This is a genomic window from Microbulbifer sp. NBRC 101763 (genome assembly GCF_040371615.1).
In the GTDB taxonomy this organism is placed as follows: Bacteria; Pseudomonadota; Gammaproteobacteria; order Pseudomonadales; family Cellvibrionaceae; genus Microbulbifer; species Microbulbifer variabilis.
The window spans coordinates 203,017-228,900 of record NZ_BAABQV010000002.1 but is presented as its reverse complement, the minus strand read 5'-3'; the positions used below and the strand labels follow the sequence as shown (position 1 = coordinate 228,900).

Annotated in this window: 19 protein-coding genes; 10 read left to right on the top strand and 9 right to left on the bottom strand. The window is 50.9% G+C overall.

The annotated features are described in order from the left end of the window. Positions 1–22: 22 nt before the first annotated feature. The 3 genes from ABWV76_RS06345 to ABWV76_RS06335 are packed head-to-tail and all read right to left on the bottom strand — an operon-like array spanning position 23 to position 3,736. Positions 23–2,410: a PqiB family protein gene (locus ABWV76_RS06345; protein ID WP_020414302.1), complete on the bottom strand. Its 2,388-nt coding sequence runs from the start codon at positions 2,408–2,410 to the stop codon at positions 23–25. Next, positions 2,403–3,089 carry a paraquat-inducible protein A gene (locus ABWV76_RS06340; protein WP_353375555.1) on the bottom strand — a complete coding sequence of 229 codons (687 nt, stop codon included), beginning with the start codon at positions 3,087–3,089 and terminating at the stop codon, positions 2,403–2,405. The genes ABWV76_RS06345 and ABWV76_RS06340 overlap by 8 nt, the downstream gene beginning before the upstream one ends. Next, a complete protein-coding gene (locus tag ABWV76_RS06335; protein WP_353375554.1) occupies positions 3,086–3,736 on the bottom strand; it encodes a paraquat-inducible protein A in 651 nt (216 codons plus the stop codon). Before ABWV76_RS06335 ends, ABWV76_RS06340 begins: the two co-directional genes overlap by 4 nt. A gap of 356 nt (positions 3,737–4,092) precedes the next feature. Here ABWV76_RS06335 and ABWV76_RS06330 point away from each other — a divergent pair, with 356 nt between their 5' ends. Then, a complete protein-coding gene (locus ABWV76_RS06330; protein ID WP_020414299.1) occupies positions 4,093–5,592 on the top strand; it encodes a TolC family outer membrane protein in 1,500 nt (499 codons plus the stop codon). A gap of 44 nt (positions 5,593–5,636) precedes the next feature. Here the strand turns inward: ABWV76_RS06330 and waaA are convergent, their stop codons facing one another. Then, positions 5,637–6,935, bottom strand: coding sequence for a lipid IV(A) 3-deoxy-D-manno-octulosonic acid transferase (gene waaA, locus ABWV76_RS06325; RefSeq protein ID WP_353375553.1), 1,299 nt, complete (start codon positions 6,933–6,935; stop codon positions 5,637–5,639). Between the two features lie 103 nt (positions 6,936–7,038). Beyond that, the gene (locus ABWV76_RS06320) at positions 7,039–7,959 is read right to left on the bottom strand and encodes a glycosyltransferase family 2 protein (protein WP_353375552.1); all 921 of its coding nucleotides are present in this window, start codon (positions 7,957–7,959) and stop codon (positions 7,039–7,041) included. 189 nt (positions 7,960–8,148) lie between these two features. Between ABWV76_RS06320 and ABWV76_RS06315 the strand changes: the two genes are divergently transcribed. Beyond that, entirely contained in the window at positions 8,149–9,267 is a 1,119-nt protein-coding gene (locus tag ABWV76_RS06315) for a glycosyltransferase family 4 protein (protein ID WP_026305195.1), read from the top strand. Between the two features lie 4 nt (positions 9,268–9,271). Beyond that, positions 9,272–9,937, top strand: coding sequence for a YrbL family protein (locus ABWV76_RS06310; protein ID WP_282952269.1), 666 nt, complete (start codon positions 9,272–9,274; stop codon positions 9,935–9,937). Here ABWV76_RS06310 and ABWV76_RS06305 read toward each other — a convergent pair. Then, entirely contained in the window at positions 9,934–10,824 is an 891-nt protein-coding gene (locus tag ABWV76_RS06305) for an ELM1/GtrOC1 family putative glycosyltransferase (protein ID WP_353375551.1), read from the bottom strand. The genes ABWV76_RS06310 and ABWV76_RS06305 overlap by 4 nt on opposite strands. A gap of 270 nt (positions 10,825–11,094) precedes the next feature. Here ABWV76_RS06305 and ABWV76_RS06300 point away from each other — a divergent pair, with 270 nt between their 5' ends. After that, positions 11,095–12,459, top strand: a complete 1,365-nt coding sequence (locus ABWV76_RS06300; protein ID WP_353375550.1) for an O-antigen ligase family protein — start codon at positions 11,095–11,097, stop codon at positions 12,457–12,459. After that, entirely contained in the window at positions 12,459–13,802 is a 1,344-nt protein-coding gene (locus ABWV76_RS06295) for a UDP-glucose dehydrogenase family protein (protein WP_353375549.1), read from the top strand. The genes ABWV76_RS06300 and ABWV76_RS06295 overlap by 1 nt, the downstream gene beginning before the upstream one ends. A gap of 79 nt (positions 13,803–13,881) precedes the next feature. On the opposite strand, the gene ABWV76_RS06290 is transcribed toward ABWV76_RS06295, so the two are convergent. From ABWV76_RS06290 to tfpB, 3 genes are all read right to left on the bottom strand, one after another. Next, on the bottom strand, positions 13,882–14,835 hold the full coding sequence (locus tag ABWV76_RS06290) for a branched-chain amino acid transaminase (RefSeq protein ID WP_353375548.1): 954 nt from the start codon (positions 14,833–14,835) through the stop codon (positions 13,882–13,884). A 59-nt stretch (positions 14,836–14,894) separates the two neighbouring features. Then, positions 14,895–17,738: a bifunctional [glutamate--ammonia ligase]-adenylyl-L-tyrosine phosphorylase/[glutamate--ammonia-ligase] adenylyltransferase gene (gene glnE / locus ABWV76_RS06285; RefSeq protein WP_353375547.1), complete on the bottom strand. Its 2,844-nt coding sequence runs from the start codon at positions 17,736–17,738 to the stop codon at positions 14,895–14,897. Between the two features lie 150 nt (positions 17,739–17,888). Then, on the bottom strand, positions 17,889–19,664 hold the full coding sequence (gene tfpB, locus ABWV76_RS06280; protein WP_353375546.1) for a type IV pilus assembly ATPase TfpB: 1,776 nt from the start codon (positions 19,662–19,664) through the stop codon (positions 17,889–17,891). A 148-nt stretch (positions 19,665–19,812) separates the two neighbouring features. On the opposite strand from tfpB, the gene ABWV76_RS06275 reads away from it, so the two are divergent. The 5 genes from ABWV76_RS06275 to argE all read left to right on the top strand — a co-directional run bounded on the left by ABWV76_RS06275 (position 19,813) and on the right by argE (position 25,860). Next, positions 19,813–20,490 carry a TIGR00153 family protein gene (locus tag ABWV76_RS06275; RefSeq protein WP_020414288.1) on the top strand — a complete coding sequence of 226 codons (678 nt, stop codon included), beginning with the start codon at positions 19,813–19,815 and terminating at the stop codon, positions 20,488–20,490. Positions 20,491–20,500: 10 nt separating this feature from the next. After that, positions 20,501–21,775: an inorganic phosphate transporter gene (locus tag ABWV76_RS06270; protein ID WP_020414287.1), complete on the top strand. Its 1,275-nt coding sequence runs from the start codon at positions 20,501–20,503 to the stop codon at positions 21,773–21,775. A 182-nt stretch (positions 21,776–21,957) separates the two neighbouring features. Continuing rightward, positions 21,958–23,658 (top strand): thiamine pyrophosphate-binding protein, encoded by a 1,701-nt coding sequence (locus ABWV76_RS06265; protein ID WP_353375545.1) that lies wholly within the window; start codon positions 21,958–21,960, stop codon positions 23,656–23,658. Positions 23,659–23,840: 182 nt separating this feature from the next. Then, the gene (locus ABWV76_RS06260) at positions 23,841–24,719 is read left to right on the top strand and encodes a DMT family transporter (RefSeq protein ID WP_020414285.1); all 879 of its coding nucleotides are present in this window, start codon (positions 23,841–23,843) and stop codon (positions 24,717–24,719) included. Next, positions 24,697–25,860, top strand: coding sequence for an acetylornithine deacetylase (gene argE, locus ABWV76_RS06255; RefSeq protein ID WP_282952262.1), 1,164 nt, complete (start codon positions 24,697–24,699; stop codon positions 25,858–25,860). Before ABWV76_RS06260 ends, argE begins: the two co-directional genes overlap by 23 nt. Positions 25,861–25,884: the final 24 nt, after the last annotated feature.

Sequence of the window (25,884 nt, the reverse complement as noted above, 5' to 3'; positions counted from 1 at the left end):
AAATACTCCTTAACTTTCATACTTATTTAACCGGTTCAGAAAAATCATAGAGTTCTATTTTGGGACTCCACTTATACCATTCAGGTTCAGCTTTTGGGTACAAAGGATAGTGACTGCCGCTCTCCACCTCGAAACCCATGAAGGGCGCTTCCGGCGTCGCAAAGGCAACCCCCCCTTTTATCAAGGCTTGAGCGGATTCTGTATTGACATTAAGACCGCTCCTCAAACCAAAATTCACCTCTACACCACTGGCATTCCAAAACACAGTGTGCTCACGCACTAATGGTTGATACTGCGGCTCGATATGCACATAGATGTAAACTCGGTCAGCCAATTCTCCCAGGGAAAAACCTGTAACCTCACCCACCTGGACCTGCCGGTAATAAACGGGACTCCCAGCTACCAGAGAGCCGCGCCTCGCGGCATCCAGTATCACAGCTAACCCGGGTCGGCTCATGGTATCGGCAAGATCCTCTTTAGGCGCTTGCAGCTCTGCATAAAACTCCGTTTGCATGGGCCCCAGGCCCGGCTCTAAAGCCAAATAGCGCCCGGTTATCAATGTATCCAGGTGGGCAACTTTACTTATGCCTATCTGTGGCGACACCACCCAAATACGTGTGCCTGCACGGGCAAAGCTTGCACCACGGTGATAAAGCTTGGCACGGGCATGGACCTCTCCGAGGTCTGCGCCAAGACGTAACCGAGTAATTTCCCCAATTTGCACACCTTTATAGCGCAGAGGGGCCCCAACTTTCAGCCCTTCCGCACTGGGAAGGTTGATTCGTATTTCAATCCCTTCTTCAAGTGCATCCTCACGACTGCTGTACAGAGGAAATTGATCGCCATTTTGCACTGGTGCTGATTTCGCACGATCCTCACGCCGGATGCCAAAAGCAACGCCCCCACGCAACAATGACATCAAGGAGTCCGCCTGTACTTCAATCCCCTCACTAAGACTGGCACTGGCGCGCAGACCGCTGACATTCCAAAAACGAGTACCCTGGTGTACCAAGTGCGCATAGCGCGGCTCAATTACCACGTACACCTCAACCCCCTCACCATCTCTACGCAGCTCCATTCCCTGCACCTTACCCACTTCGATACGCCGGAAGTACACAGGAGCTCCTCGTTGAAGTGAACCTGGGTTGCGTGTGGTGAGACGCAGGTGTAAACCGGGTACGCGGGGATCTCTTGGCGGTGCCGAGGCACGTGCCGTAAAAATACGCTGGGATCGGTTTCCCCGGCGAAGATCTACTTCGATGCGATTGCCCTGAATCAGCTTGTTAAGGCCGCCAGTAAAGTCAAATGTGGGGGGGGCTAGCCAGAAACGAGTATTTTCACTGAGGAGGTCATCAGTTACTGGGTCCATCAACACTTTGACTTCTATGCCATCCATACGCTTGTTAGCTTTTGCCCTGCTGACTTCACCTACTTGAATCCCCTGGTAATACACTTTGGTGCTGCCAGGCGTAACATCTACACCGCGATCAAAATTTAAAGTGACAGAAATCCCTGCATCTGCAGCAGCAAAATTTTTATATAATTTAAATTCTGTGCCATTTACGGCTAAGGGGGATTGACGCTGAGATTCCGGGGTATAAAAGCTGACACCGCCGGCAAACAAGGCGGCAAGAGATTCCAAATTAATGCTAATTCCGCTGATGCCACCTTCAATTGAAATACCTGAACTGTTCCAAAAACGGCTGCCCCGGTGAATTAGATAGGCATATTCACGACGAATAAACAGCTCGATACTGACTTCATTACCATCCTCTTCAAGGCTGTAATCCGCTACCTGGCCCACCCTTAACTGGCGGTAATAAACAGGGGAGCCACGGCTCAATGAGCCCAAGCGGCGGGATTTGAGCACTACGCGCAGGCCATCTCCGCGAATAAATGCCGGGGGCTGGTCCAGCGCAACAAATTCGCGCTTGCGTTTGCCGCTGCCAGATTCAACTGCAATATAGTTACCTGATAGTAATGTCTCTAAACCACTGATACCTGTGATGGAAAGCTCCGGTTTCACTACCCAGAATTCAGTCCCTTCAACTAGCAGATACTCTGCACTGCGATTGAGGCTGACCTCCGCCAACACTCCATCAGCACCATTCAACTCCTTAGCATTGGGTACCAGGCGTACATCCTGCACAAGGCCGATATCTACACCGGAATACTTCACGACGGTCTTCCCCTTCACCAAGCCATCGCCAGAGTGAAACAGGATGCTCGCTTTTACATCTCCCTCGGCCACGTCCTGGTAAAGCAGCCAAACTGCGATCAGTCCCGCCACCAAAGGCAGAATCCAAACCAACGGTAATCCCTTACTCGCGCGCACCACCCCCCGCTGGGCCCCACCGTTTAAACGTGCCCCTTCAACACCACTGTTTTCAGGGGGCAAATTATCAGCCATTTTCTGCGGCACCCCGGTGTGCCGTCTCCGGTGCTACATCCTTACTGTATAAGTCACCATCATAAGCATCCCAAATAAGTCGGGGATCAAAAGAACGTGCAGCCAACATAGTAACGACTACCACAGAGGCGAAAGCGGTGCTGCCAGGACCCGCCACCACCTGAGCAATAAATCCCATATCGACTAATGCCACCAAAATGGAAATCATAAAAAGATCCAGAAGAGACCATCGCCCAATACCGGCAACTACCCGATAGATTTTCATTGCCTGGGAAGGCACAAACGTTAGGCGCAGTTGCATCTGAACCAGCAATAAAGCCAAGCCCAACAACTTCATTACTGGCACAGCAATACTTGCCACAAAGACAATAAGCGCAATTCCCCACATCCCGCTGTTATATAGCTGCATAACGCCACTAATTATGGTGGTTGGGTCGCCGGCACCGAGGTAAACCACCGTCATAATCGGGAGAATATTTGCTGGTAACAATAATAGGGCCCCGGTAATTGTTAGTGCCCAGGTAAGCATCAAACTCCCCAAAATACGCCTGTGCACCCGCCCACCACAGCGAGGGCATCGGCAGTGCCCACCCGTAATTGGCAAAATAATTAATTGATGGCAGCTGAGACAGCTTGTCAGGCCCTCATGAATCCCTTTGCGAGGGAATTTCGAACTCATGTCAGTTTCTCCCGCTGAGCACGCCGAAGTGCCAGCCGGTGCCAAATGGCATTCTGGTCAAAACTGAGTGAAGAGAGATTCGCAACCAGCATCATGGCGCCAAAGCAATACAGCCCCGGTTCCACATCCATTTTCCCCAGATCCCTTAATTTAATCAGCGCTACAAGAATGCCGAGCATATATACATCCAGCATCCCCCACTCTTTGATATGTTGGTACCAGCGCACCGCAATAGAAACCCAGCGATCCAGCAGCCCCAAAAAACTGCCGCAACAAACAAATAACAGCAGCAGAAATTTTCCCAAAGGAGCCAGCACACTGCAGAATAAGACCAGTGACGCCAACCAGATATAGCCAGCTTTAAATAATGAATAAACACCATTCATCAGGGTATTCTCGGCACCAAAAGAGAATAACGAGAATTTAAGGAGCGGGAGACTCGCTGAGGGAATAAATAGCAGTAGTCCAGTCAAGCTTAAGGCAATGGTGTAGTAGACGCTGTGATTGGCATTGCGATGCAGAGTGCAACCACAGCGTGGGCAAGTCAGCTTTTGACCGGACGGTGCCAACCCGCCAGTCAGCAATAGATCGCACTCATGGCAAGCATGCTGCCAACGTATCTGTTTATCATCACGCAGCTGTTCCATGTGCGAGAGGTCCTTGCCTTATCCTGCACAATTTTTGCCGCATCCAAATGCTTCGATGGCGCGTCTATTGCAATATAGGGCCATTGCCCTATTCAATGCTGCCCTGACATTGCCAGGCAGTTACCGGTAAACGCACATTCGCGTCGGTTTAACGAAGATATACCAAAAAGCCGAAAGCGTCGCCTCGACGCTCAGGCTGGCCGCGGGTACACTCTCGCGACTGCTGATTGGGGAGACTGGCAGCACAACCTAACTTTGCGAGCCAAAGGAATCCACCGAGTACCCAGAACTCGAGTGCCGCTCCAGATACTTTTTAGAAGCTTGAAGACCGCACCCGCCACAGGAAGTTGAAACAGATGAAAAGAAGTAACCGCACAGAGCCGCGAGGCCGCCAGTTGCGTCCACTGAAGAAACTACTCGCCGCCGCCCTACTCGGATTCGGTGCCATGCAGGCCCAGGCCGACACCCTGTGGGATATTTATACTCAGGCGCTAGATAACGATCAGCAACTTGCCGCCGATCGAGCCACCTACCATGCAGGTATCGAGGCAAAGAACCAGCTGCGAGCACCGCTATTGCCGCAGGTAAATGCCAGATTCGAGGCCTCCAGAGTCCATGAATTTAACATCTCAAACGGGGCACAAATTCTTGAAGATGGCCCCGTTGATGGTGATCTAGTTGACTTTAACCGAAGATCAACCGGGACCTATCAAAATAGGGTGTACAATGCCACACTGACCCAAGCAATTTTTGACGCCCCTGCTTGGTTTGATTACCAACGGGGTAAAAGATTAACCAAAGTTGCTACTGCAGAATTTAGTGCCAATCAGCAAGAAATGATGCTTCGAGTCGCCACAGCCTATTTCGATGTACTACGCGCCTATGACATCCTGGAATCCGCAGTGGCCGAGGAGAAAGCCCTAGCCAAGCAGTTGGAGCAAACTCAGCAGCGATTCGAAGTGGGCCTAACCGCAATTACTGATGTGTATGATTCCCAGGCGGCCTTCGACAGCTCTGTAGCCCGCCGCTTAACCGCTCAAGACGAGCTGCTCAGTAACTTCGATGCCCTATCAATCCTCACCGGTAGCTATCACGATGAGGTTGCTCCTCTCGTAGATACCTTCCAAGTCGCACCTCCAGTGCCGGCTGAACGTGCAGACTGGGTCGACTTCGCTTTGGCCAATAACTTCGACTTGAAAGCTGCACGACTGAATGCCGAGGCGGCCCGCTACAATGCCCGTTCTGCCGCCAGTGAGCACCTGCCCACTCTTACCGGCTCCCTCTCCTATAACAAGCTCACCTCAAACGGCACTGAACGTGTGAGATTCAGAGACGAGACTCGCCAATCAGATACTGAGTTTCCCAGGGACTTGGACGACCGTGATTCTGTAGCCGCAGTCACACTGAATATACCGATTTATACTGGTGGCCTTTTGAGCGCCAATCGACGTGAAGCGCGTAACTTATCCTTTCAAGCACAAGACCTGCGCAACCTGGCTGAACGCAATACTATCCAAAACACCCGCACCCTACATCGTGCAGTGGTAACAGATGTATCCCGTGTGGCAGCCCGACAACAGGCTGTGGTCTCCGCAAAGAGTGCATTGGATGCCACTCAAGCCGGCTACGAGGTGGGTACGCGCAATATCGTAGATGTGCTTTTAGCGCAAAACACCCTTTATTCAAATCAAACCGAATATGCCAACGCCCTCTACGACTACATCATCAACACCTTAAGCCTTAAGCAGGTAGCGGGTCTCCTTTCACCACAGGATCTACAAGAATTGGATGTTATGTTGAACCCGGCCAACAATGTTCACCGGGTAGCGGAAGCCGGCCCAAGCGGTTCCAAGTAGCTAACTCGACTCCAAAGAAATGTGAGCAGCTCCAAGAGAGCCGCTCACATTTTTCCTGAACTCGGCATCAGCCTGTCTATCTCTTCCAGCAGGCGCTGCAAAGCCCCACTATTTTGCTTCGCTACTGCCCTAGCTCGTTGACCTAAGACCTGTCGCTCCTTATCGTTCAGTAACCACTGCTTTATCTGATTACTCAGTGATACAGCATCCGCCGCAATTGCCAATCCGCCAGCATTCTTTAAAAGATCAGCCACGGTCGCGAAGTTATGCATGTATGGCCCGGAGATAGTCGGTATCCCCCAGGCCGCCGGCTCAATCATATTGTGCCCTCCCACAGGGACCAGGCTCCCCCCCACAAAAGCCACATCACAGGCACCATAGAAACGCAGTAGCTCACCCATGGTATCCCCTAAAAGAACCTGATCATCCGCTTTTGGAGCACCACCACTACTACGCCTTGAAACCTGAAAGCCTCGCTCCTGACATAAACGGGCAACATCATCAAAACGCTGAGGGTGACGCGGTACCAAGACTAAAAGCAGATCTGAAAAGTCCTTAATCAGGGTAGAGAACGCATCCAGTATGATCTCATCCTCACCGGCATGGGTGCTGGCTGCCAGCCAAACCTTACGATTTAAAGAGCCGCGCCATTGGTGGGATAGCGCCTGCGCTTCGCTGATGAGGCCCAGGTCAATATCCAGGTCAAACTTAATATTGCCGCTGGCCACTACTTTCTCTCGAGGCAGGCCCAGAGAAACAAAACGTTCAGCGTCTACTGTGTACTGGGCAACAACTTTATCCAAATTGCCCAACATTGAGCGGGTAAACCCAATAAATCGCCCATAACCCCGGGCAGATTTCTCACTCAAACGTGCATTGGCAAGCAATGCAGGGATCGCCCTCTTTCGACATAAACGCAGAAGGTTTGGCCACAATTCGGTCTCTACAATCACCAACATAGTGGGGTTGAGAGCTTCCAGAAATGGATTGAGGAACTCGGGTAAGTCATAAGGTAGGTAATAATGGAGCAGGCGGCCGCCCAAAATCGGGCTTAAGGACTTTGTAACCCGCTCGGAGCCTGTAGGGGTACTCGTTGTAACCAGCCAATGCCAATCAGGATAGCGAGCTGCTAATTGAGCAATAACGGGGATCGCAGCGAGGGTCTCCCCCACAGATACGGAGTGAACCCATATTAATGGAGCTTGACTATAGCGTTTTGGCACCCGTCCCAGCCGCTCCTCGAAACGCTGACGATAAGCTGGCTGGCTACGGCCGCGCCACCATAACCGAAAAAAAATAAATGGAATGGCTAAGCGAAAAAGCCAGTTGTAAAGGGTCTGCATATATCCAGCTGTCACCAGTTGGCAATTATTTGGAATCCGAGCCGAAGCTCCAGCCAGCTATCTTACAGGCAGAGAGTACAACTTGAACTTTTTATGTGACTTACTAGCAGTCCACAACCCGGTAAAAATCTGAGCGAGCCCCAAACACTCCACAGGCCATGCCTACAGAACGACATAGGCGCAACCAAGGCCGGGAACCCAGGCGGAGCCCTCCAAAAACCAAGCCAAACAAGCAGAGAACCCCTGCAACCATAAGTTGGAATATCGCTGAAAGTAAAATTCCTAGCCGACTGCGCCCAGATTGCAACTTTTGCTTTGCAAGCGTGATACCTGCTGAATATTTGCGACGGGAAAGCCAGCGTAAGTTCGCGCGGCTTATTGGTACAGGTTCGAATACTTTTGCTTCAGCGCAATGAATGATGTCTCCACCCTTGGTATGCAGCTCAGAAAAGAACAACACATCCTCACCACCTCCAAAGGGATCCCGCTCATCAAAGGACAAGCTAAACTCACGAATTATTTTCATTGGAATCAGGACATTATTGGTGGCACAGTAGGTGAGGTGATCACCTGTTTGCCTCTTCCTTCGAGAGAAATATCTTGAATAATAAGCCGGCACTGAGTCTGGCAATTCCCGTATCACACTACCATTTACTACCGTGTTGCCACCAAGCTCTTGAGCAAATCGAAACAACTTGACCAGCCAGTCTCGAGCCACCCATTCATCATCATCAATAAAAATAAGGTAATTCGCATTTTTGCCCTGTGCCTCTTGAATACAGCGATTGCGAGCAATGGGAATTCCACGGCGTTCTTCAAGGACGTAAAGAATTGGGAGGGACGAATCTGTTGCGAAGGACTCCACTACCGCCTTCCCCCCCTGCTCCTCAGGGTCATTATCCACTACTGTCACACTTACATCTGCATCTGCAGGTAAATCAAGCTCGGCAAGACTTTGCAAAGCAACGCGAAGTTGCTCCGGCCTTTTGCAGGTGCAGATACAAATGTCTAGCAGTGGTCGCAATTTAAACTCCACAAACAACCAAATATTAAATCAGGGCGTTAGCAATAGCAGCGCAGCCTATACCCCTCTATTTGGCATGTCTATAATATTTGACTTTTAGTAAGCCTGTAGTCAGCTCATCAACTTATTGCCCGTTGAGCTAGACAGTCTGAGTAATACCTAGTACACACTTATGTCGTGAAACAATCCATGAAAGTAATGCAACTGCTTCCCGCTTTAAACTCCGGGGGAGTCGAGCGGGGTACGCTCGACTTGGCAAGAATGCTCATTCAAGCCGGCCACACATCTATCGTTGTATCTTCTGGGGGCACCATGGTTCCAAAATTGGAATCCGAAGGGTCCAGGCATTTTACACTGCCTATCCACAAAAAGTCCCTAAGTAGTTTGCTACAGGTTAGACCGTTAAGACAACTTATCGAATGGGAAGCTCCAGATATATTGCATGTTCGATCCAGGGTCCCCGCCTGGCTCACTTTCTTGGCTTGGAGAAAACTAGATATCCAGTCGCGGCCACGCCTAATTAGCACCGCCCACGGCCTGTATTCAATTAATCGCTACAGTGCCATTATGGCCCGGAGCGAGCAGGTAATCGCAATATCCGAGTGCGTGAACGATTACTTACATGATAATTACCAAGCCTATCTACAACGTCCCCCAGAAGTGATCTATCGCGGAGTTGATACCGAGGAATTCAATCCCAACATCTCGGTTCCAGCTGACTGGAAAGCGAACATTGAGAAGGAATATCCAAATCTAGCAAATAAGCAATGGCTTCTCTTGCCCGGCAGGCTGACTCGCTGGAAAGGTCAAGAGGATTTTATTGAGCTAATCCAGCGTTTGATCAGTAAGCATCATGATATTCATGGGATCATTCTCGGTGGGGCTGAAGCTAACAAGAGCCACTATGAAAAGGAACTGAAACAAAAAGTAAGAGAGAAAGGAATAGAGGGGCACCTTACCTTTGTCGGCCATCGTAGTGATATTCGTTATTGGTATAAGGAATCTCGTCTCGTGTACAACCTATCCAAACGACCTGAGCCATTTGGACGTACCGTGATAGAATCTGCAGCTATGGGAACACCCGTAATTGGATACAACATCGGTGGCCCCGCAGAGTCTCTGCGTGTTTGCTTTCCACAAGGGTTGGTAGAGCAAAACGATGCTGAAGCACTTTATAATCGCTCACGGGAATTGCTAAAAGGCCCAAAACAAAAAGCCTCCCTTTCTGAAGACTTTACCCTCAAGCGCCAAGCAGAACATACCATCGAAGTCTATGAAACCATGATCAAAAAGTCGCCCGGAGCCTGATATAGTGATTGATTTAGGCTACAGTAAGCCTTTTGCCAGTGGTGGAAACCGCTTTTGCTACCGCCATCCAGAGAAACCTCTGCTCTGCATAAAGGTTATGCGCCCAGGGCGCACCGCAGAATTGCTCGGACGAGCACCATGGTACAAAAAGTGGCGCGGTGAAGATGATTTTGATGATAATTTGCGTGAACAAGAAGGCTATTCGCAAAAAGCTATCCAGCAAAATAAAGAAGGCCTCTGGCAACATTTACCTCGCTGGTACGGGATACAACAAACCAGTCTGGGCCCCGGTGCAGTAACAGACCTTATCCTGGAGAGCGAGGGCAACCCAGCCCCTACCTTGCGCCAATATCTGAATAAGCATGGCCTAAACAGTGAAATAAGATCTGCCCTTGAACGCTTTGCAGCATGGCTCTTGGAGTATGGTGTACTGACCAAGAACCTGATTGCACACAATCTAGTTGTACGCAGGGAAAATGAAAAATTAGAAATTTATATTATTGATGGCTTGGGTTGTGCATCTTTTTTGCCCTTGCCTCAAATTTCTGACTTCTTCGCCAAACGCTACATTCAGCGGCGAATCCGGCGCATGTGGCTTCGAGTTGAGTGGGAGATTTCAGATAAGAAAACTCCCTGGAGGAAGTTTGAGTCTCAAGGCCTCAAACACTAGCGAAATGGCAAGTCGCAGCGGCGGAGTAAAGCCTGGGCACATAGGAGATATTGATCCAAAGGCTCTCGTCGCTTTTGTTTTGCCACCTCAGCTACTTGGTCACTAATAATTCCCTGGTCTACCAACCTTTGCACCGCAGCCCTGACTTTATTGGATCGTGCTCGACTTGGCACACGTATAACACCCACCTGGGCACTGCTCTGTAAAGATTCAAACAGCATAGAGATACTGTCTTCACTAACCCAAATTTGCTCAGCCGCCGCCATCTCTTCTTGTAACCACATGGGGGAGCAGGTACGCCAATCCACCATCTGGACATTGTCTACCAATAGTGAAGTAATCGTGCTCTCAGGAGTTCTGCGGCTATTGGACAACTGCCATTTAAGAGGTTGTTGAAGTAACTGATCCACTTGGTGATGAAGAGAACTGTCATCCCATAAATAGTGACTACTTGGTCCCCCCAGTAATATTAGCCCCCGCCCAGATTTTTTAGACCCTTGTGGCAAAGGGCCTGTCAGTGCACCCTGACTGAGAATCACATTATCTAAAGGAGGCGGGCGGTCGTGCTCTGGCACTATCGAAAAGTCAAACCAGCGAAATGGCAACTGTGGGAGGTTAATAGCTACTGCACGCCCCCCAAAACGGTGACGTGCAGCTAACATAGGCAAACGACTTCGGCGGCCAGTTCCAATCAGAAAATCCGGCTTAGGGAGCTTGGGAATCTCACCGGCAGTTCCGAAAAGGATATTAGAGGCCGCAATGGAAGTGGAGATATCAAAGCTCCTAACCTGGCCCACGAAACTACTTCGCAACCCAGTGATCAATGCCGCACTTTGCTTTTCGTGTGCGCGGTTACCATCTAGAAAGCACCATATTGTCAGTTGCAAAAGAAATCCTTGATATGCAAACAGAGGCCAATTATTAAACAAGTCATCAACTTACTGGCGCCAATTGCTAAAATCTTGTAGATGCTTTTACAGGGGCCGCCACTGTTGAACCCTCACCTCTTCCAGTATAACCTTCCAGCCGGTTGTGCGGATGCTTAGAACCCTGCACATCTAAAACTTATCAATGCACTAAATATATTACCTATTTCGAAGATTGTATCCATCTTAAGCTCCCCAGAGTATTGCTATAGCATTTACCGTTGGCAACCCATGGGCAGCTTCAGCAAGCCTTGTTTGCCTAAAGCAGAAACATTATCAACTACACACTTAGTTATGTCAGAAACTGGAAGTAACTCTAATCCACTCCCTCCAGCACGTTACCGAAGGCAAGATTCCAGGTGGGTCTCTATACCGCTCCGCATAGTTTACTTGGGGCTATTCCTTCTGCTTTGCGGTTTTTACCTGACTCCCAAGGTCTCGGGCGTACAAACAAGCTTCTATTTAACTTTACTGCCAGCGACACTTTTTCTGCTGCCTTGGAGAAAAGACTATTCGTTCATATTTTCATGGCAATTTGTTGCTTTTTGCAGCCTTCCTTTGATATTGGCACTATCCACTTTTTGGGCCGACGGTGCGAATGCTGATGTCGTGCGAGAGGCAACATACTACTGGAAGCTGGTACTCTATTTAGCGGCTTTTTACTGTGCGATATATCTATTATTAGAACAATATGGAGATGAAATTTTACGAAACCTATTACTTGCAATAATTGTAGTGGGATTAGTTTCCGGGATCGCCTCATTAATTGCATATGGTATTGATGGTGGGTTTCAGAAATTTTACCGTATAGGTGGAATATCTTTAGAAGGGAATATTGATAAAACCGGCATGCTATTTGGCTTCCACGCGTTGTTCTGCTGCTATGGAATCAGGCACTCCTCTCTATTTTGGCGCTGGCTATCTTGGACTGGATTAGTGATTTCCTGCACCTATATTTTTCTTTCACAGACCAAAATTCCGATAATAATGGCAGGGGTTGCTATTCTACTCTCAGCAACTCTAACTCCTTCGCGTATATTCAAAATACTTGTGGCACTGGTACTTTTTACTGCTATACCCTTTGCCTACTTTATTATGTTTGGTGACTTGCCGCTATTCCATCGAAGCGTCGCCTATTCAGCTCGCCTGGAACTATGGGGCAAAACTTTCGAAGAATTTATGCTTTCCCCTATCGTTGGCTCAGGGCTGGTTCACAAGCAATTTATCACGCTAAATCATGTACTGCCTCATCCACATAACTACCTCTTGGATGTGGCTCGCTTTACAGGCCTACTCGGCATCGCAGCTTGTGCCTGGCAGGGGCTAGGCGTGCTTTACACTGTCGCAACCAAGAAAAACCTACTTAGTTGGGTTCCAGGCTTATATGTTGCCTGGTTCCTGTTCGGTACTTTAGCGATGCTAATTTACGCCCAACAACCTTTGGTCAAACCTAACTACATCTGGTTCTTCTATTGGGCTCCTCTCGCAATCCTTTTGGCCCGCAGTTATCTTGAGCAAGGTAAACTCAGGCCCTCGGGCTCTGCTTACCAGCAGATCTACCAGAAACAAACTCCTCCAAATATTGAGTCAAACTGATGAATGTCACCGTTTTCGGCACCGGTTACGTAGGTCTGGTGCAAGCTGCTGTACTGGCTGAGGCCGGCAATAAAGTAGTCTGTATTGATATTGATAATGACAAAGTCGAGCGTCTGAAACAGGGGCATATCCCTATTTTCGAGCCAGGCCTTGAACCGATGGTGAAAAGTGGGATCAACACCGGCAATTTGTCATTCTCGACCAATGCCGCTTATGGTGTTGAACATGGAGAGCTTATTTTTATTGCGGTCGGCACGCCACCAGATGAGGATGGCTCCGCCGATCTTAGACACGTCCTTACCGTTGCAAAGACTATTGCGCAACATATGGACAGCAAAAAATTTATTATCACAAAGTCAACGGTGCCCGTAGGTACTGCCGACAAAGTCCGCGCGACAGTCGAACAGCAGCTAGCTGGCCGCAATAGACCCGATTTAACATTTGATATTATTTCAAATCCGGAGTTTCTCAAGGAAGGATCTGCTGTCTCAGATTGCATGCGCCCTGATCGCATCATAATAGGCACCTCTGAGGCCGAATCGGAGCAAAAACTCCGCCATCTATACGCGCCATTTAATCGCAACCACGAGAAGATTCTCGTTATGGATGTTAAAAGCGCAGAGCTGACCAAGTATGCGGCTAACTGTATGCTCGCTACCAAAATCAGCTTTATGAATGAGATGGCAAATATTGCCGATAAAGTTGGTGCTGATATCGAGGCCGTGCGCAAAGGTATCGGCTCTGACCCACGGGTTGGCTATCACTTTATTTATGCTGGCATCGGTTATGGCGGCTCCTGTTTCCCAAAAGATGTCAAAGCCCTGATTTCTTCTGCACAGCAATTAGGCTTGTCGGCGGACATCCTCTCTGCAGTCGAATCACGCAACGAACAGCAGAAACACTATCTAGCCGAGAAAATTGTGGGACATTTTAAGGGGAACCTGAAAGGGAAAACCTTTGCGCTCTGGGGCCTTTCTTTTAAACCCAACACTGACGACATGCGAGAGGCACCGAGCCGTATCCTACTAGAACGCTTGTGGGAGCAGGGTGCACGGGTTCAGGCTTTCGATCCAGAAGCCATAGAAGAGTGTCGCCGTATCTATGGAAATCGAGCAGACCTAAAACTCTGTGCATCAAAAAATGAGGCACTGCATAACGCCAATGCCCTGATTATCGCTACAGAGTGGCAACAGTTCAAAAGCATCGATACAGATGAACTGAAAGCAACTTTGGTTTCTCCAGTCATTTTCGATGGCCGCAATCAGTATGAGCCAAGCGAAATGCAGGAAGATGGATTTGATTACTATTGTGTGGGAAGGCCTGATACCAATGCAGCCCCATAATAAATAATATAATTACAAGTTTGATGAGTAATAAAAAACCCGGTTTTCACCGGGTTTTTTATTATCTCTGACCAGTATCTTAAGCAATTCGAATATTTACTTCAGGTGCATCAATGACATCGCTCAACCACCCCCGATGAGCGGCGCTACGTCCCTGAACCACATCGAAATAGAGACTCTGTAAGCGGCCGGTGATCGGCCCGCGCCGACCACTGCCAATTGAACGCCCATCTAGAGAGCTGATCGGCAGTACTTCAGCCGCAGTGCCCGTAAAGAAGGCTTCATCGGCAATATATACTTCATCCCGGGTAATCCGCTTCTCCACCACCCTGTATCCGCATTCCCTGGCGAGTTCAATTACAGTATCGCGGGTAATTCCATCCAGGCAGGAGGTAAGCTCCGGCGTATAGATGATACCTTCGCTAACGATGAAAAAGTTCTCTCCACTCCCCTCTGCCACATAGCCTTCTGGGTCTAATAGGAGCGCCTCATCACAACCGTTGCGCACAGCCTCCTGTAGAGCCAGCATAGAGTTGATGTAATTGCCATTGGCCTTGGCTTTACACATGCTGATATTGACATGATGGCGGGTATAGGAGGAGGTATTCACCTTGATACCTTGTTCCAAGGCCTCCGGGCTCATATAACTGGGCCATTCCCACGAAGCTACGATGACATGGGTTTTGAGACCCTCAGCACGTAACCCCATTCCCTCGGATCCGAAAAACACCATGGGCCTCAGATAGGCCTGATGCAGGTTATTCTCCCTCACTACCAAACGCTGAGCTTCATTCAGCTCATCAACATCGAATGGCATTGGGATATTCATAATTTTTGCAGAGCGAAATAGTCGGCGGGTATGGTCCAGCAAGCGAAAAATACTGGCGCCTCGGTCAGTTTCATAAGCCCGTACCCCCTCGAACACTCCCATCCCGTAGTGCAGGGTATGGGTCAGTACATGAACGCGTGCATCGCGCCAGGGGACCAGCTCACCGTCAAACCAGATAACGCCGTCGCGGTCGGCAAAAGACATGGGAAACTCCTACAAATCCTGAAAAACAGTTTAATCGGGCAGCAGGAGGTAGCCGGCCTTTAACCGAGCAATTGCTGCCAGTTTGTTTGAACGGTCTTTCTTTCCGCTGTGAATCGGTCATCGCTCACAATCCCTGGCCGTTGTTGTAGTGCCAGGCGATGACCCTCAGATCGGTAGGCTTTGTAGGCGTCGATCAGATGTCCAGCTTGTTTGGCTGGCATCAGGCCCGCGTCAATCAGACTTTCGAGAATGCGAATATTATCGGTATAACGCACTATCGAGGGCGCAGTTTGCGCCCAGGCCAGAGCAGCATATTGAACCAAAAACTCAATATCGACAACACCGCCCGCTCCGTGTTTCAGGTCGAACTTTTGATCATTGCTCTTATCGAGATGGGAGCGCATTTTATTTCGCATTGCGATCACTTCCTCGCGCAATTTCTGCTCATTTCTGTGCTCGCAAAGCAATCTCAAACGAAGCTCCTGGAAATCCTCACACAGGCGGCTGCTACCCGTCACCGGCCGGGCGCGCACAATTGCCTGGTGCTCCCAGGTCCAGGCACTCTCACGCTGGTACTTGTCAAATGCCGCCATAGAAGTGACCAGTAGCCCTGAATTACCAGAGGGCCTCAGGCGAGTGTCCACCTCATAGAGTGGTCCGCTCAATGTGCGCGTTTGCAGAATATGGATCAGGCGCTGCGCCAGACGGGTATAAAAACGCTGGTTATCAATGCTGGTATCCCCGCTAGTATTGAGCTGGGGGTCTGCATCATGCACAAACACAATATCCAGATCAGATCCATGGGCCAACTCGAGACCGCCAAGTTTACCGTAGGCGATAATGGCAAAACGCATATCCTCTACGGTAGCGCCTGCAGGCAAGCCGTATTTGTCCACCATCTGCGCCCAGGCCAGATGCAAAGATTGCTGTAGAATTGCCTCAGCAAGCCAAGTGAGGGAGTCGCTCACTCTCATCAGCGGCAGAGCCCCACTTACCTCCTGGGCAGCAATACGCAGGCTTTGACTCTGCTTGAAGTAACGCAACGCTTCCATCTGTTGCTCCAAATCAGCAGGATCAACGCGCAATAGTTCTCGACGCAGCTCATCTGCAATATCCTCCGCTGTAGCCGGCGCTAACAGGCGACGTGAATCCAGTAATTCATCCAGAAGTATCGGGTGGCGTGCGAGCTGCTCTGCAATTCGCGGGCTGGCACTACAAAGCCGCACTAGCTGGCTCAGTACCGGTGGGTTTTCATTGATCAAAACCAGGTAGGCGCTGCGGCGCAGTACTGAGCGCACTAGGGGCAGTACTCTAGCAAGCACCAGCAGCGGCTGCTCCTGTAAACTGGCTGCCGCCAATAGCAGAGGCATAAACTGGTCCAGGCGCTCCCGGGATGAAGCAGGCAATGCGATCACCATTGGTGAGTTGGATAGCTCCCGCAATAGATTCAGGGCCTCCCCAGCAGGGACAAAGCCAGCATCCGCCAAGCTCTGCAGGTTGATCTCCTCACTTCCCGGCTCATTACAGCTGCCCCAAAGCCCCTGCCATTCCTCCGCTACACGCGGCTCAGCGATCTCCTCCGGAGGCGCGATTACAGTATCGAATTCACTTTCGACTACATTGCGCACCGATGCCAACTCCCCGAAGAGTTGTCCCCAGTCATCTCGCCCCAGGGCATAAGCAAGCCGCTGACGTTCCTTATCATCTTGGGGTAATGCTTGAGTTTGCTGGTCTCGATAAGCTTGTAGCGCGTGCTCAACCCGGCGCAGTAACAGATAACAGTTTGCCAATTCAGAGGCTACACCGGGCTCTACATGCCCATCACTTTCCAATAGTGGTAGGAGCTTCAACAGGTTGCGTTCACGCAGTGCCGGTTGGCGGCCACCGCGAATTAACTGGAACGCCTGGGCGATAAATTCGACTTCGCGAATACCACCTCGACCGAGCTTGATATTGTCTGTTAGGCCTTTTGCACGCACCTGGCGTTGAATCAATGCCTTCATCTCCCGCAGCGCATCGATCGCACTGAAATCGATATAGCGACGATAAGTAAACGGGCGCAGCAGCTCCATCAAATCTGCCGCAACTTCCTTATTACCGGCCACAGGACGCGCCTTGACCATGGCATAGCGCTCCCATTCGCGTCCCTGGGTCTGGTAGTAGTCCTCCAGTGCAGCAAAATGGCTCACAAGCGGGCCACTGTCTCCATAGGGGCGCAAACGCATATCCACACGAAACACAAAGCCTTCGGCATTAATAGCATCCAATGATTTGATTAGTCGCTGTCCCAAACGCTGAAAAAACTTCTGGTTTTCCACGCACTGTTCGCCATCTGTGTGGCCGGGTTCCGGATAGGCAAAGATCAGGTCTATATCTGAGGATAGATTCAGCTCTCGCGCACCCAGCTTGCCCATACCGAGCACTACCATAGATTGCGCACGCCCTTCTCTATCCCGCGGCTCGCCGTAGCGCTTTACCAGCTGGGAATGGTGCCATCGCAGCGCCGTATCAATACAAAGCTCCGCCAACTCACTCAGGCGCAGGCAAGTCCGTGGAATATCCCACTGGTCGGCAAAATCGCGGAATATCACCTCCGCGGTAGCGCGATTGCGCAGAAACCTCAGTGCGCTGTCGAGGCTCTCATCACTATTGAAGTCTGGCAGTGCAAGCCCAAGATCCTCAGCTTTTAACAGCTCAACCAAGAACTGAGGTTGCCGGCAGCAATGACGGTGAAACAACTCAGAACCGATAAAGCTTCTTGCCAATCCCGGCTCTAGGGCCCGCTCTTCTGTAAGCCTCTCCACCTCATCACTAAAAGCAGTGCCCGCCTGTTCGCACCAATCACTCCACAATGAATCCAGCTGGTGTTTGAGTGACTCGGGGCAATTGGCGTGGTCGAACATGGGGTATCAATCCTTAGAGCAGCTATGAGGCTGGTGTGCCTGCTCATTTTTTCCTAGGCCGAATTCAATTTTGAAGCCAGCAGCTTAGAACAGCTAGCTTCTTAATACCTCCACCTGTTCTTCACCAGCTAGGCAATCCAGCTCCAAACTTTAAAACGCAATGTCTGGCGGCGGAGCTACACGCAACACTTCCGCAACGGTAGTCAGGCCGGCTGCCACTTTTTTGGCACCTGAGAGACGCAAGCTACTCATACCCTCTCGCATTGCCTGACGACGCAGCTGCTGCAGATCGCAATCAGGGGTAACCTGTGCCTGGACAGGCTCACTGAACGGCAATATTTCGTAAATGCCTTGACGTCCCAAATAACCGGTATTACGACACTCCAGGCAACCTATCGGTGCATATACCTTTTCCGGGAGCGGAGCCTTCCATGGGCGCACCAGGGATTGCCAATCGGCCTCTGCTATCTTATCCGCACGCTTGCATGACGGGCACAGGGTGCGAACCAGTCGCTGCGCCATTACCCCGAGGATGGTCGATTTAAGTAGGTAGTGAGGTAACCCCAGGTCAAGCAATCGAGTGACCGCCGTAGGGGCATCGTTGGTATGTAAGGTGGAGATCACCAAGTGCCCGGTAAGCGCCGCCTGTACCGCCATCTGCGCTGTCTCAAGATCCCGGATCTCCCCCACCATAATGATATCCGGGTCCTGGCGCATCAGGGTCCGAATACCCGCGGCAAAATCGAAACCGATAGAGTGGTGCACCTGGGTTTGGTTGAAGCTCTCTTCAACCATTTCAATCGGATCTTCCACCGTGGAGACATTCACCGCGCTGGTAGCCAACTGTTTGAGGCCTGTATACAGAGTGGTGGTCTTTCCCGACCCCGTAGGCCCTGTTACCAGTACAATGCCGTTGGGACGCGACAACATTTTTTGCCAGCGGGACAAATCTTCACCACCCAAGCCCAGGTCACTGTAGGAGCGCGCCAGCACTTCGGGGTCGAAAATTCGCATCACCAGTTTTTCACCAAAGGCTGTAGGCAACGTAGAGAGGCGCAGCTCCACTTCACTGCCATCGGGCCGCTTGGTCTTGATACGTCCATCCTGGGGCTTTCGCTTCTCAGCCACGTTCATTCGCCCGAGAATTTTCAGGCGGCTGGTCACAGCAGCATTCACCTGATCTGGCAGCTCGTGAATAGGGTGCAGCACACCATCGATACGGAAACGGATTCGCCCCACTTCCCGCCTTGGCTCGATATGGATATCACTGGCGCGCTGGTCGAAGGCATGCTGCAGCAGCCAGTCGACAATATTGACGATATGTTGATCGTTGGCCTCGGGATCCTTTAGGTTGCCGAGCTCCAGCAACTGCTCAAAATTGTTCGCAGTAGATGTACCTTGCAGGCCGCTGGCCCCAGAAATGGAGTTGGCAAGGGAGTAGAACTCCACGCAATAGCGCTTAATATCTGCGGGGTCCGCCACCACTCTGCGTACCATACGGCCACTGGTGTGCTCCAACTGCTCTTCCCAGCCCCTAGCGAAAGGCTGTGCAGTTGCAACCAAGAGTTCTTCTGCTCCCGCTTCAACACATAAGATCTGATGGCGCTTGGCAAACTGGAAGCTCATCACCTCGGTCACCGCACTCACATTCACTTTAAGCGAGTCAATATGATAGAGGGCATGAGAGGAAATATCTGCTAACCAGGCACTGAGAACTTCGCTGTTCAATAGGGCTCCGGGGGCTTTCCGGTTGGCGAGGTCGCAGCTTGCGATGTAGCTGAGAGGGTGCATTTGTGCCTGCTCAGCAGTACGCGGAGTACCTACAATCCGGTTAGCATCCTGCCTGCTCACATAGCCCTGACCGACAAGGTCATCCAGCAGCCCATGTAAGTCCAGCAGCCTGTCCGCGGCTTTGCTCTCTGCCATTGGTAAACCCCCTTTATTCTCATATGGCGACGCCGCATTGTAGCCCCATCCTCAGGGTACAACAGTGCATCGTTAACGCACTATTACCGAAGTTGCTCCGATTGGGGTACCATGCCGCCGTTTCGCACCCTGAGCAATGGAGCTAACCATGGCCCTGTCGAATATTGCCAATCTGTTTGGCCGCTCTCCAATCAAGCCGATTGAGAAGCATATGGCTACGGCCCACGAGGCTTCAGCCGATCTGATTCCGTTTTTTGACGCACTGATCAAAGGTGATCTGGAAGAGGCGGAAAAAATTCAACTGCGCATCTCTGCCACAGAAAACCGCGCAGATGACATCAAAAGAGATCTGCGCCTGCACCTGCCGGACAGCCTGTTTATGCCGGTCTCCAGATCCGATCTGCTGGAGCTGTTGCACGCGCAAGATGAGGTTGCCAACACCGCGCAGGATATCGCCGGGCTGGCAGTGGGCAGGAAAATGCAAATCCCACAAAGCCTGCAGCCGCTCATGGCCACTTTTGTTGAAAGTGCTGTGGCGACCTCATCCCAGGCACTGCGCGCCATTAACGAACTGGATGAGCTGCTGGAAAGTGGTTTCGCCGGCCGTGAGGTCACCATCGCAAAGCGCATGACTGAAGAGCTGGACGAGCTGGAGCGCAAGTCAGACAAGCTGGAAATTGAAATTCGCGCTGCGCTTTTCGCCATAGAAAAAGACTTACCGCCGGTGGATGTAATGTTTCTCTACCGCGTTATTGAATGGATCGGCGAACTAGCCGACCGCGCCCACAGCGTGGGCAACCGATTGCAGTTGTTGTTGGCACGTTAGGGGGTTCAGCGTGGAAATTATTAGTCAATACGGCCATATTCTGTTGATTTTGGCCTGTGTCGCAGGCTTCTTTATGGCCTGGGGCGTTGGTGCAAATGATGTCGCCAACGCCATGGGTACATCTGTGGGCTCGCGCGCACTGACTATCAAGCAGGCGATCATTATCGCCATGATTTTCGAGTTTGCCGGTGCTTACCTAGCTGGCGGAGAGGTAACTGCCACCATTCGCAAGGGTATTATTGACTCGGAAATCTTTGCCTCGCAGCCAGAGTTGCTGGTTTACGGCATGCTATCTGCCCTTCTCGCCGCCGGCACCTGGTTACTAGTGGCGAGCATCCTCGGCTGGCCAGTATCGACTACCCACTCAATCGTTGGTGCAATTGTCGGCTTTTCTGCAGTTGGCATCTCTGCCGACGCTGTGGCCTGGGGTAAAGTTGGCAGTATTGTAGCCAGCTGGGTGGTTTCTCCCCTGCTAGCTGGCACTATCTCCTTCCTGTTATTCCGCAGCGTTCAGCGGCTGATTCTCGATACCGAAGATCCATTCAATAACGCTAAGCGTTATATTCCCTTCTACATGTTCGCTGTAGGCTGGATGATCGCGATGGTGACCCTGACCAAGGGCCTGAAACATGTCTTGAAAGATGCCAATATCCAGCTGACATTCGTGCAGGATGCAGGCATCGCAGCCATTGCCGGTCTTATTGTGGCGGGTATCGGTATTGCCATGCTCAAGCGCGTGAAGCGCGACCCCTCCGCAGAATCCGAGAATCGCTTTGCCAATGTGGAGCGAGTCTTCGCGATTCTGATGATCTTTACTGCCTGTGCCATGGCTTTTGCCCACGGCTCTAACGACGTGGCCAATGCAGTAGGCCCACTCGCAGCGGTTGTAAACACTATCCAGAGCGGTGCGGTAACCGCCAAAGCCACTATGCCCTCCTGGATTCTGCTCCTTGGTGGCCTGGGAATTGTTGTGGGTCTTGCCACTTACGGCTTTAAGGTAATGGCCACTATTGGCAAGAAAATTACCGAGCTGACTCCGAGCCGCGGTTTTGCCGCCGAGCTGGGGGCTGCCGCCACCGTCGTTCTGGCCTCGGGAACTGGACTGCCAATTTCCACGACCCATACCCTGGTTGGCGCAGTTCTCGGTGTTGGCCTGGCACGCGGTATTGGCGCCCTGAATCTGCGTATGATCACAACCATTGCAGCTTCTTGGGTAGTAACTTTGCCCGCGGGTGCCGGTATTGCAATCCTGTTCTTCTACTTGTTTAAAGGTATATTTGGCTGATAAGCCAGTCTTAGGCTTTAAGAAAAGTCGATTAGAGGGAGGCCCCAAAAGCCTCCCTTTTTTATTGCCTCTAAATTCGCCATCTACCTGTTTGAGCTACGCTGTTGCAACGCAGGGCAAGATAGCCTGCCCTTTTATCAGCCGGGAATTCCAGCCTCTCCAAGCAATTGGCCTCCACTGCAATGAAGACTACTAACACATGCCAATGGACTGTCGGAACCTACCTCGCGCAGAGGTTAAAAGATGCGGGAGTCCGGCATTATTTTGCTCTACCTGGCGACTATAACCTGGTACTGCTGGACCAGCTATTGATGCACAGAGACTTACAGATGATCAGCTGTTGCAATGAGCTAAATGCTGGCTATGCCGCCGATGGCTATGCACGTGCCACTGGTGGGCCATCAGCGGCGGTGGTCACATTCTCCGTTGGTGGATTGAGCATGATTAATGCCGTTGCAGGAGCCTATGCCGAGGACCTACCGCTAATCGCTATCTCTGGTGGGCCAAATACCAATTCTGAAGCTGAGTGGGAATACTTGCATCACACATTGGGCAAGGTCGACTATAGCTATCAGCGAGAGATGTATTCCCGCATAACCGCAGAAACCGTGATCATCCACCACCCCTCACTGGCACCCGCCGCTATCGATCGCGCAATTGATACGGCAATGTTGCGCCGCAAACCGGTATACATTGAGATCGCCGCAAATGTCGCCAATGCTCCAACTTCCGCACCCATACCCCGCGGTTTTGCCAGGCGCGCTACCAGCGATCCCGATTCCCTCAACGCTGCAACCAAGCATGTTGCCGAATTCCTTAATGCCGCTGAGAGACCGGTACTGATCGCCGGAAGTAAAATCCGTGCAGCCAATGCCCGCATCGCCCTTCGCGATTTGGCCCAAAGCTGTAGTTACGGCCTCGCCACCATGCCCGATGCTAAGGGCATAGTGTCTGAGGCACACGAGAACTTTATGGGGATCTATTGGGGGCCAGTGAGTACGCCAGGTTGTAGTGAGATAATTGATACCTCCGATGCGCTATTGTTCGCAGGACCACAATTCACTGACTACACAACTACCGGACACCAACTGGGTTTTGAAAAAAGCCGGGCAATCTTCTGCCACCCGGCCTCAATACAACTCGGGGAGACCTGTTACAGCAATGTGCACATGAACGACCTGCTTGAAGCTCTTGTAGGACAACTCAAACCCAACGATGGTGCACTCAAGGCCTACCGAAGAGTCAGCAGTCCAAAACACATTCCTCAGCCAGGCAAAGCCAAGACTCCACTATCTATCCGGCAACTGTTTACACGAATACAGAAACTGCTCGACCGTAAAAGCACTTTGCTGGTGGAAACAGGGGACTCATGGTTTAACGGTATGGAGCTATCCCTGCCTGAAGATGCACAATTTGAAATCCAGATGCAATACGGGAGTATTGGATGGTCAGTAGGAGCGACTCTTGGTTACGCACTGGGGAAGGACAAAGGCCGCCTTATTTCCTGTATTGGCGACGGTTCTTTCCAGCTGACTGCACAAGAAATTTCCACCATGATCCGCTATCAGGTCGACCCGATTATTTTCCTGATCAACAACGGTGGCTATACCATTGAAGTGGAAATCCATGATGGCCCTTACAATAAGATTAAAAACTGGAACTACGCCCAATTAGTTGAAGTATTTAGTGCGGGAGAAGGTGATGCCTGGGGCTGTAAAGTCAGTACCGAGGGGGAACTGGATAAAGCTATTAAGGAGGCTAAAAGCCGTAAAGGGCTCTGCCTGATAGAAGTGATCATCGACCGCAACGATTGCAATGTGAATCTGCTGCGCTGGGGGAACCAGGTTGCGCGTAATAACGGCCGAGCAAACCGAAGCATGTAAAAAAACCAGGTAAAATGAGAACTACGTTCAGCTCTCAAGTAAGAGTATTAGTCGCCCAGCCTTAGCCTCTATTTACAAAATCTAAGTGCTCTATAGCACTGCTTCCAATTGGCTAGCACGCCGGTAATACTACTTTTCCTGAACATAATAATGTCCATTACTTAAAAGCTTACGTCTTATCCATGCCACTGCTACTCTTTGTCACCTTCCTTTGGGCCCTTTCCTTCAGTTTGATCGGGGTTTACCTGGCCGGCCAGGTGGATAGCTACTTTTCCGCAATGAGCCGGGTATTACTCGCCTCCCTGCTATTTTTGCCCATGTTGCGGTGGCGTCGCTCAGGCACTCGCATTGCCTTAACCCTTATGACTATTGGTGGTGTACAGCTTGGGCTGATGTATTTGTTTTATTACCAGTCATTCCTACTTCTGAGCGTCCCGGAAGTCCTGTTGTTTACCATATTTACTCCTCTGTATATTGCCCTTTTATACGACCTCCTCAAGAAACGAGTCTCTTTATGGAATCTGGCAATCGCACTATTAGCAGTTTCCGGGGCAGCTATTATTCGCTGGGATAAACCGAATGGCGACTACTGGAATGGATTCGCCATGGTCCAAGGGGCAAATCTATGCTTTGCACTGGGCCAAGTAGCCTACAAGCAGTTCATGCAGCACCGACAGCCACTTGAGCCCAGGCAAACTTTCGGCTGGTTTTTCCTGGGTGCCAGCTTAGTTACCGTGACAGCCTGGACACTATTGGGTGAAGCCAAATATCCGCAAAACGAAATTCAGTGGGGTGTACTAATCTGGCTAGGGCTGGCCGCATCAGGGCTTGGCTACTTTCTTTGGAACAAAGGCGCTACCCAGGTTTCCGCCACAACTTTGGCAGCTATGAATAACGCCTTGATTCCCGCGGGCTTATTGGTAAACCTGTTAATCTGGAATCGAGAAGCCGATATCACAAAACTGGCAGTGGGAGGTGGTGTAATTACCGCAGCCGTAATAATTAGCGAATGGCGCAACAGGAAAAGGGAGATCCACTATGGCGAGTACCGCAGTACCTAACCTCAAGGAGCAACTGCGCCAGCTTGTTGGCACTCCGAGTATCAGTGCCACAGATCCAGCGCTCGATATGGGGAACCGACCGGTGGTGGAACTATTGGCAACCTGGCTGGAAGCCCTCAATTTTAAAGTGGAATTGTTGCCCCTGAAAGGCAACCCTCTCAAGGCCAACATGATCGCCACTTTGGGCGGCAGCTCCGATGGCAATGGCGGACTGATTTTATCCGGACATACCGATACAGTGCCTTATGATGAGGGCCGATGGCAGTCCGATCCTTTCAAGCTGATAGAGCGAGACAATCGCCTATACGGCCTCGGTAGTAGCGATATGAAAGGGTTCTTCCCCCTTGCCATTGAGGCGGCCAAGTCCTTCTTAAATAAGCCTCTGCGCCAACCCCTTACGATTCTTGCAACGGCCGACGAAGAGACCTCAATGGCTGGGGCACAGGCATTGGTCGAAGCAGGGAAACCCCACGGGCGCTTTGCGATAGTAGGTGAACCCACCGGCTTGCGCCCTATACGCATGCACAAAGGGATAATGATGGAGGCAGTGCGAATCACCGGCCAGTCCGGTCACTCTTCCAATCCCAGCCTTGGCGCCAATGCCTTGGAAGCCATGCACTCAGTAATTGGAGAGCTGATGTCTTTGCGAGCCGAATGGCAGCAAAAATACAATAACCCGGGCTTTGCCGTACCTGTCCCAACCTTGAACTTGGGCTGCATCCATGGCGGCGACAACCCTAATAGAATATGCGGCTCTACTGAATTGCAATTCGATGTGCGCCCACTACCAGGCATGCATCTGGCAGACCTGCGCGCTGAACTGCAAAAACGTCTAGCCAGCTGTATCGACAACGACAGAATTCGCCTGGAAGTGATTTCCCTATTTCCAGGTGCACAACCTTTCGAGCAAGAGCAGAATTCTGAGCTGGTGCAGACTGCAGAAAAACTCTGTGGCCATACCGCCGGAAGCGTCGCCTTCGCTACAGAGGCTCCCTACTTGAAGAGCATGGGCATTGACACTATTGTGCTGGGTCCAGGTGATATTGACGTAGCCCATCAGCCAGATGAATACCTTGGGCTAGAGCGTATCAATCCCATGGTGGATATATTACGCAAACTGATAGCCCGCTTCTGCCTATAAGCACAGCACCCTAACTCGGCATAC

Coding starts and splice junctions, on each gene's coding strand:
- ABWV76_RS06345 (WP_020414302.1), bottom strand. CDS start 2,410: ATGGCTGATAATTTGCCCCCTGAAAACAGTGGTGTTGAAGGGGCACGT.
- ABWV76_RS06340 (WP_353375555.1), bottom strand. CDS start 3,089: ATGAGTTCGAAATTCCCTCGCAAAGGGATTCATGAGGGCCTGACAAGC.
- ABWV76_RS06335 (WP_353375554.1), bottom strand. CDS start 3,736: ATGGAACAGCTGCGTGATGATAAACAGATACGTTGGCAGCATGCTTGC.
- ABWV76_RS06330 (WP_020414299.1), top strand. CDS start 4,093: ATGAAAAGAAGTAACCGCACAGAGCCGCGAGGCCGCCAGTTGCGTCCA.
- waaA (WP_353375553.1), bottom strand. CDS start 6,935: ATGCAGACCCTTTACAACTGGCTTTTTCGCTTAGCCATTCCATTTATT.
- ABWV76_RS06315 (WP_026305195.1), top strand. CDS start 8,149: ATGAAAGTAATGCAACTGCTTCCCGCTTTAAACTCCGGGGGAGTCGAG.
- ABWV76_RS06300 (WP_353375550.1), top strand. CDS start 11,095: ATGGGCAGCTTCAGCAAGCCTTGTTTGCCTAAAGCAGAAACATTATCA.
- ABWV76_RS06295 (WP_353375549.1), top strand. CDS start 12,459: ATGAATGTCACCGTTTTCGGCACCGGTTACGTAGGTCTGGTGCAAGCT.
- ABWV76_RS06290 (WP_353375548.1), bottom strand. CDS start 14,835: ATGTCTTTTGCCGACCGCGACGGCGTTATCTGGTTTGACGGTGAGCTG.
- glnE (WP_353375547.1), bottom strand. CDS start 17,738: ATGTTCGACCACGCCAATTGCCCCGAGTCACTCAAACACCAGCTGGAT.
- tfpB (WP_353375546.1), bottom strand. CDS start 19,664: ATGGCAGAGAGCAAAGCCGCGGACAGGCTGCTGGACTTACATGGGCTG.
- ABWV76_RS06275 (WP_020414288.1), top strand. CDS start 19,813: ATGGCCCTGTCGAATATTGCCAATCTGTTTGGCCGCTCTCCAATCAAG.
- ABWV76_RS06265 (WP_353375545.1), top strand. CDS start 21,958: ATGAAGACTACTAACACATGCCAATGGACTGTCGGAACCTACCTCGCG.
- ABWV76_RS06260 (WP_020414285.1), top strand. CDS start 23,841: ATGCCACTGCTACTCTTTGTCACCTTCCTTTGGGCCCTTTCCTTCAGT.
- argE (WP_282952262.1), top strand. CDS start 24,697: ATGGCGAGTACCGCAGTACCTAACCTCAAGGAGCAACTGCGCCAGCTT.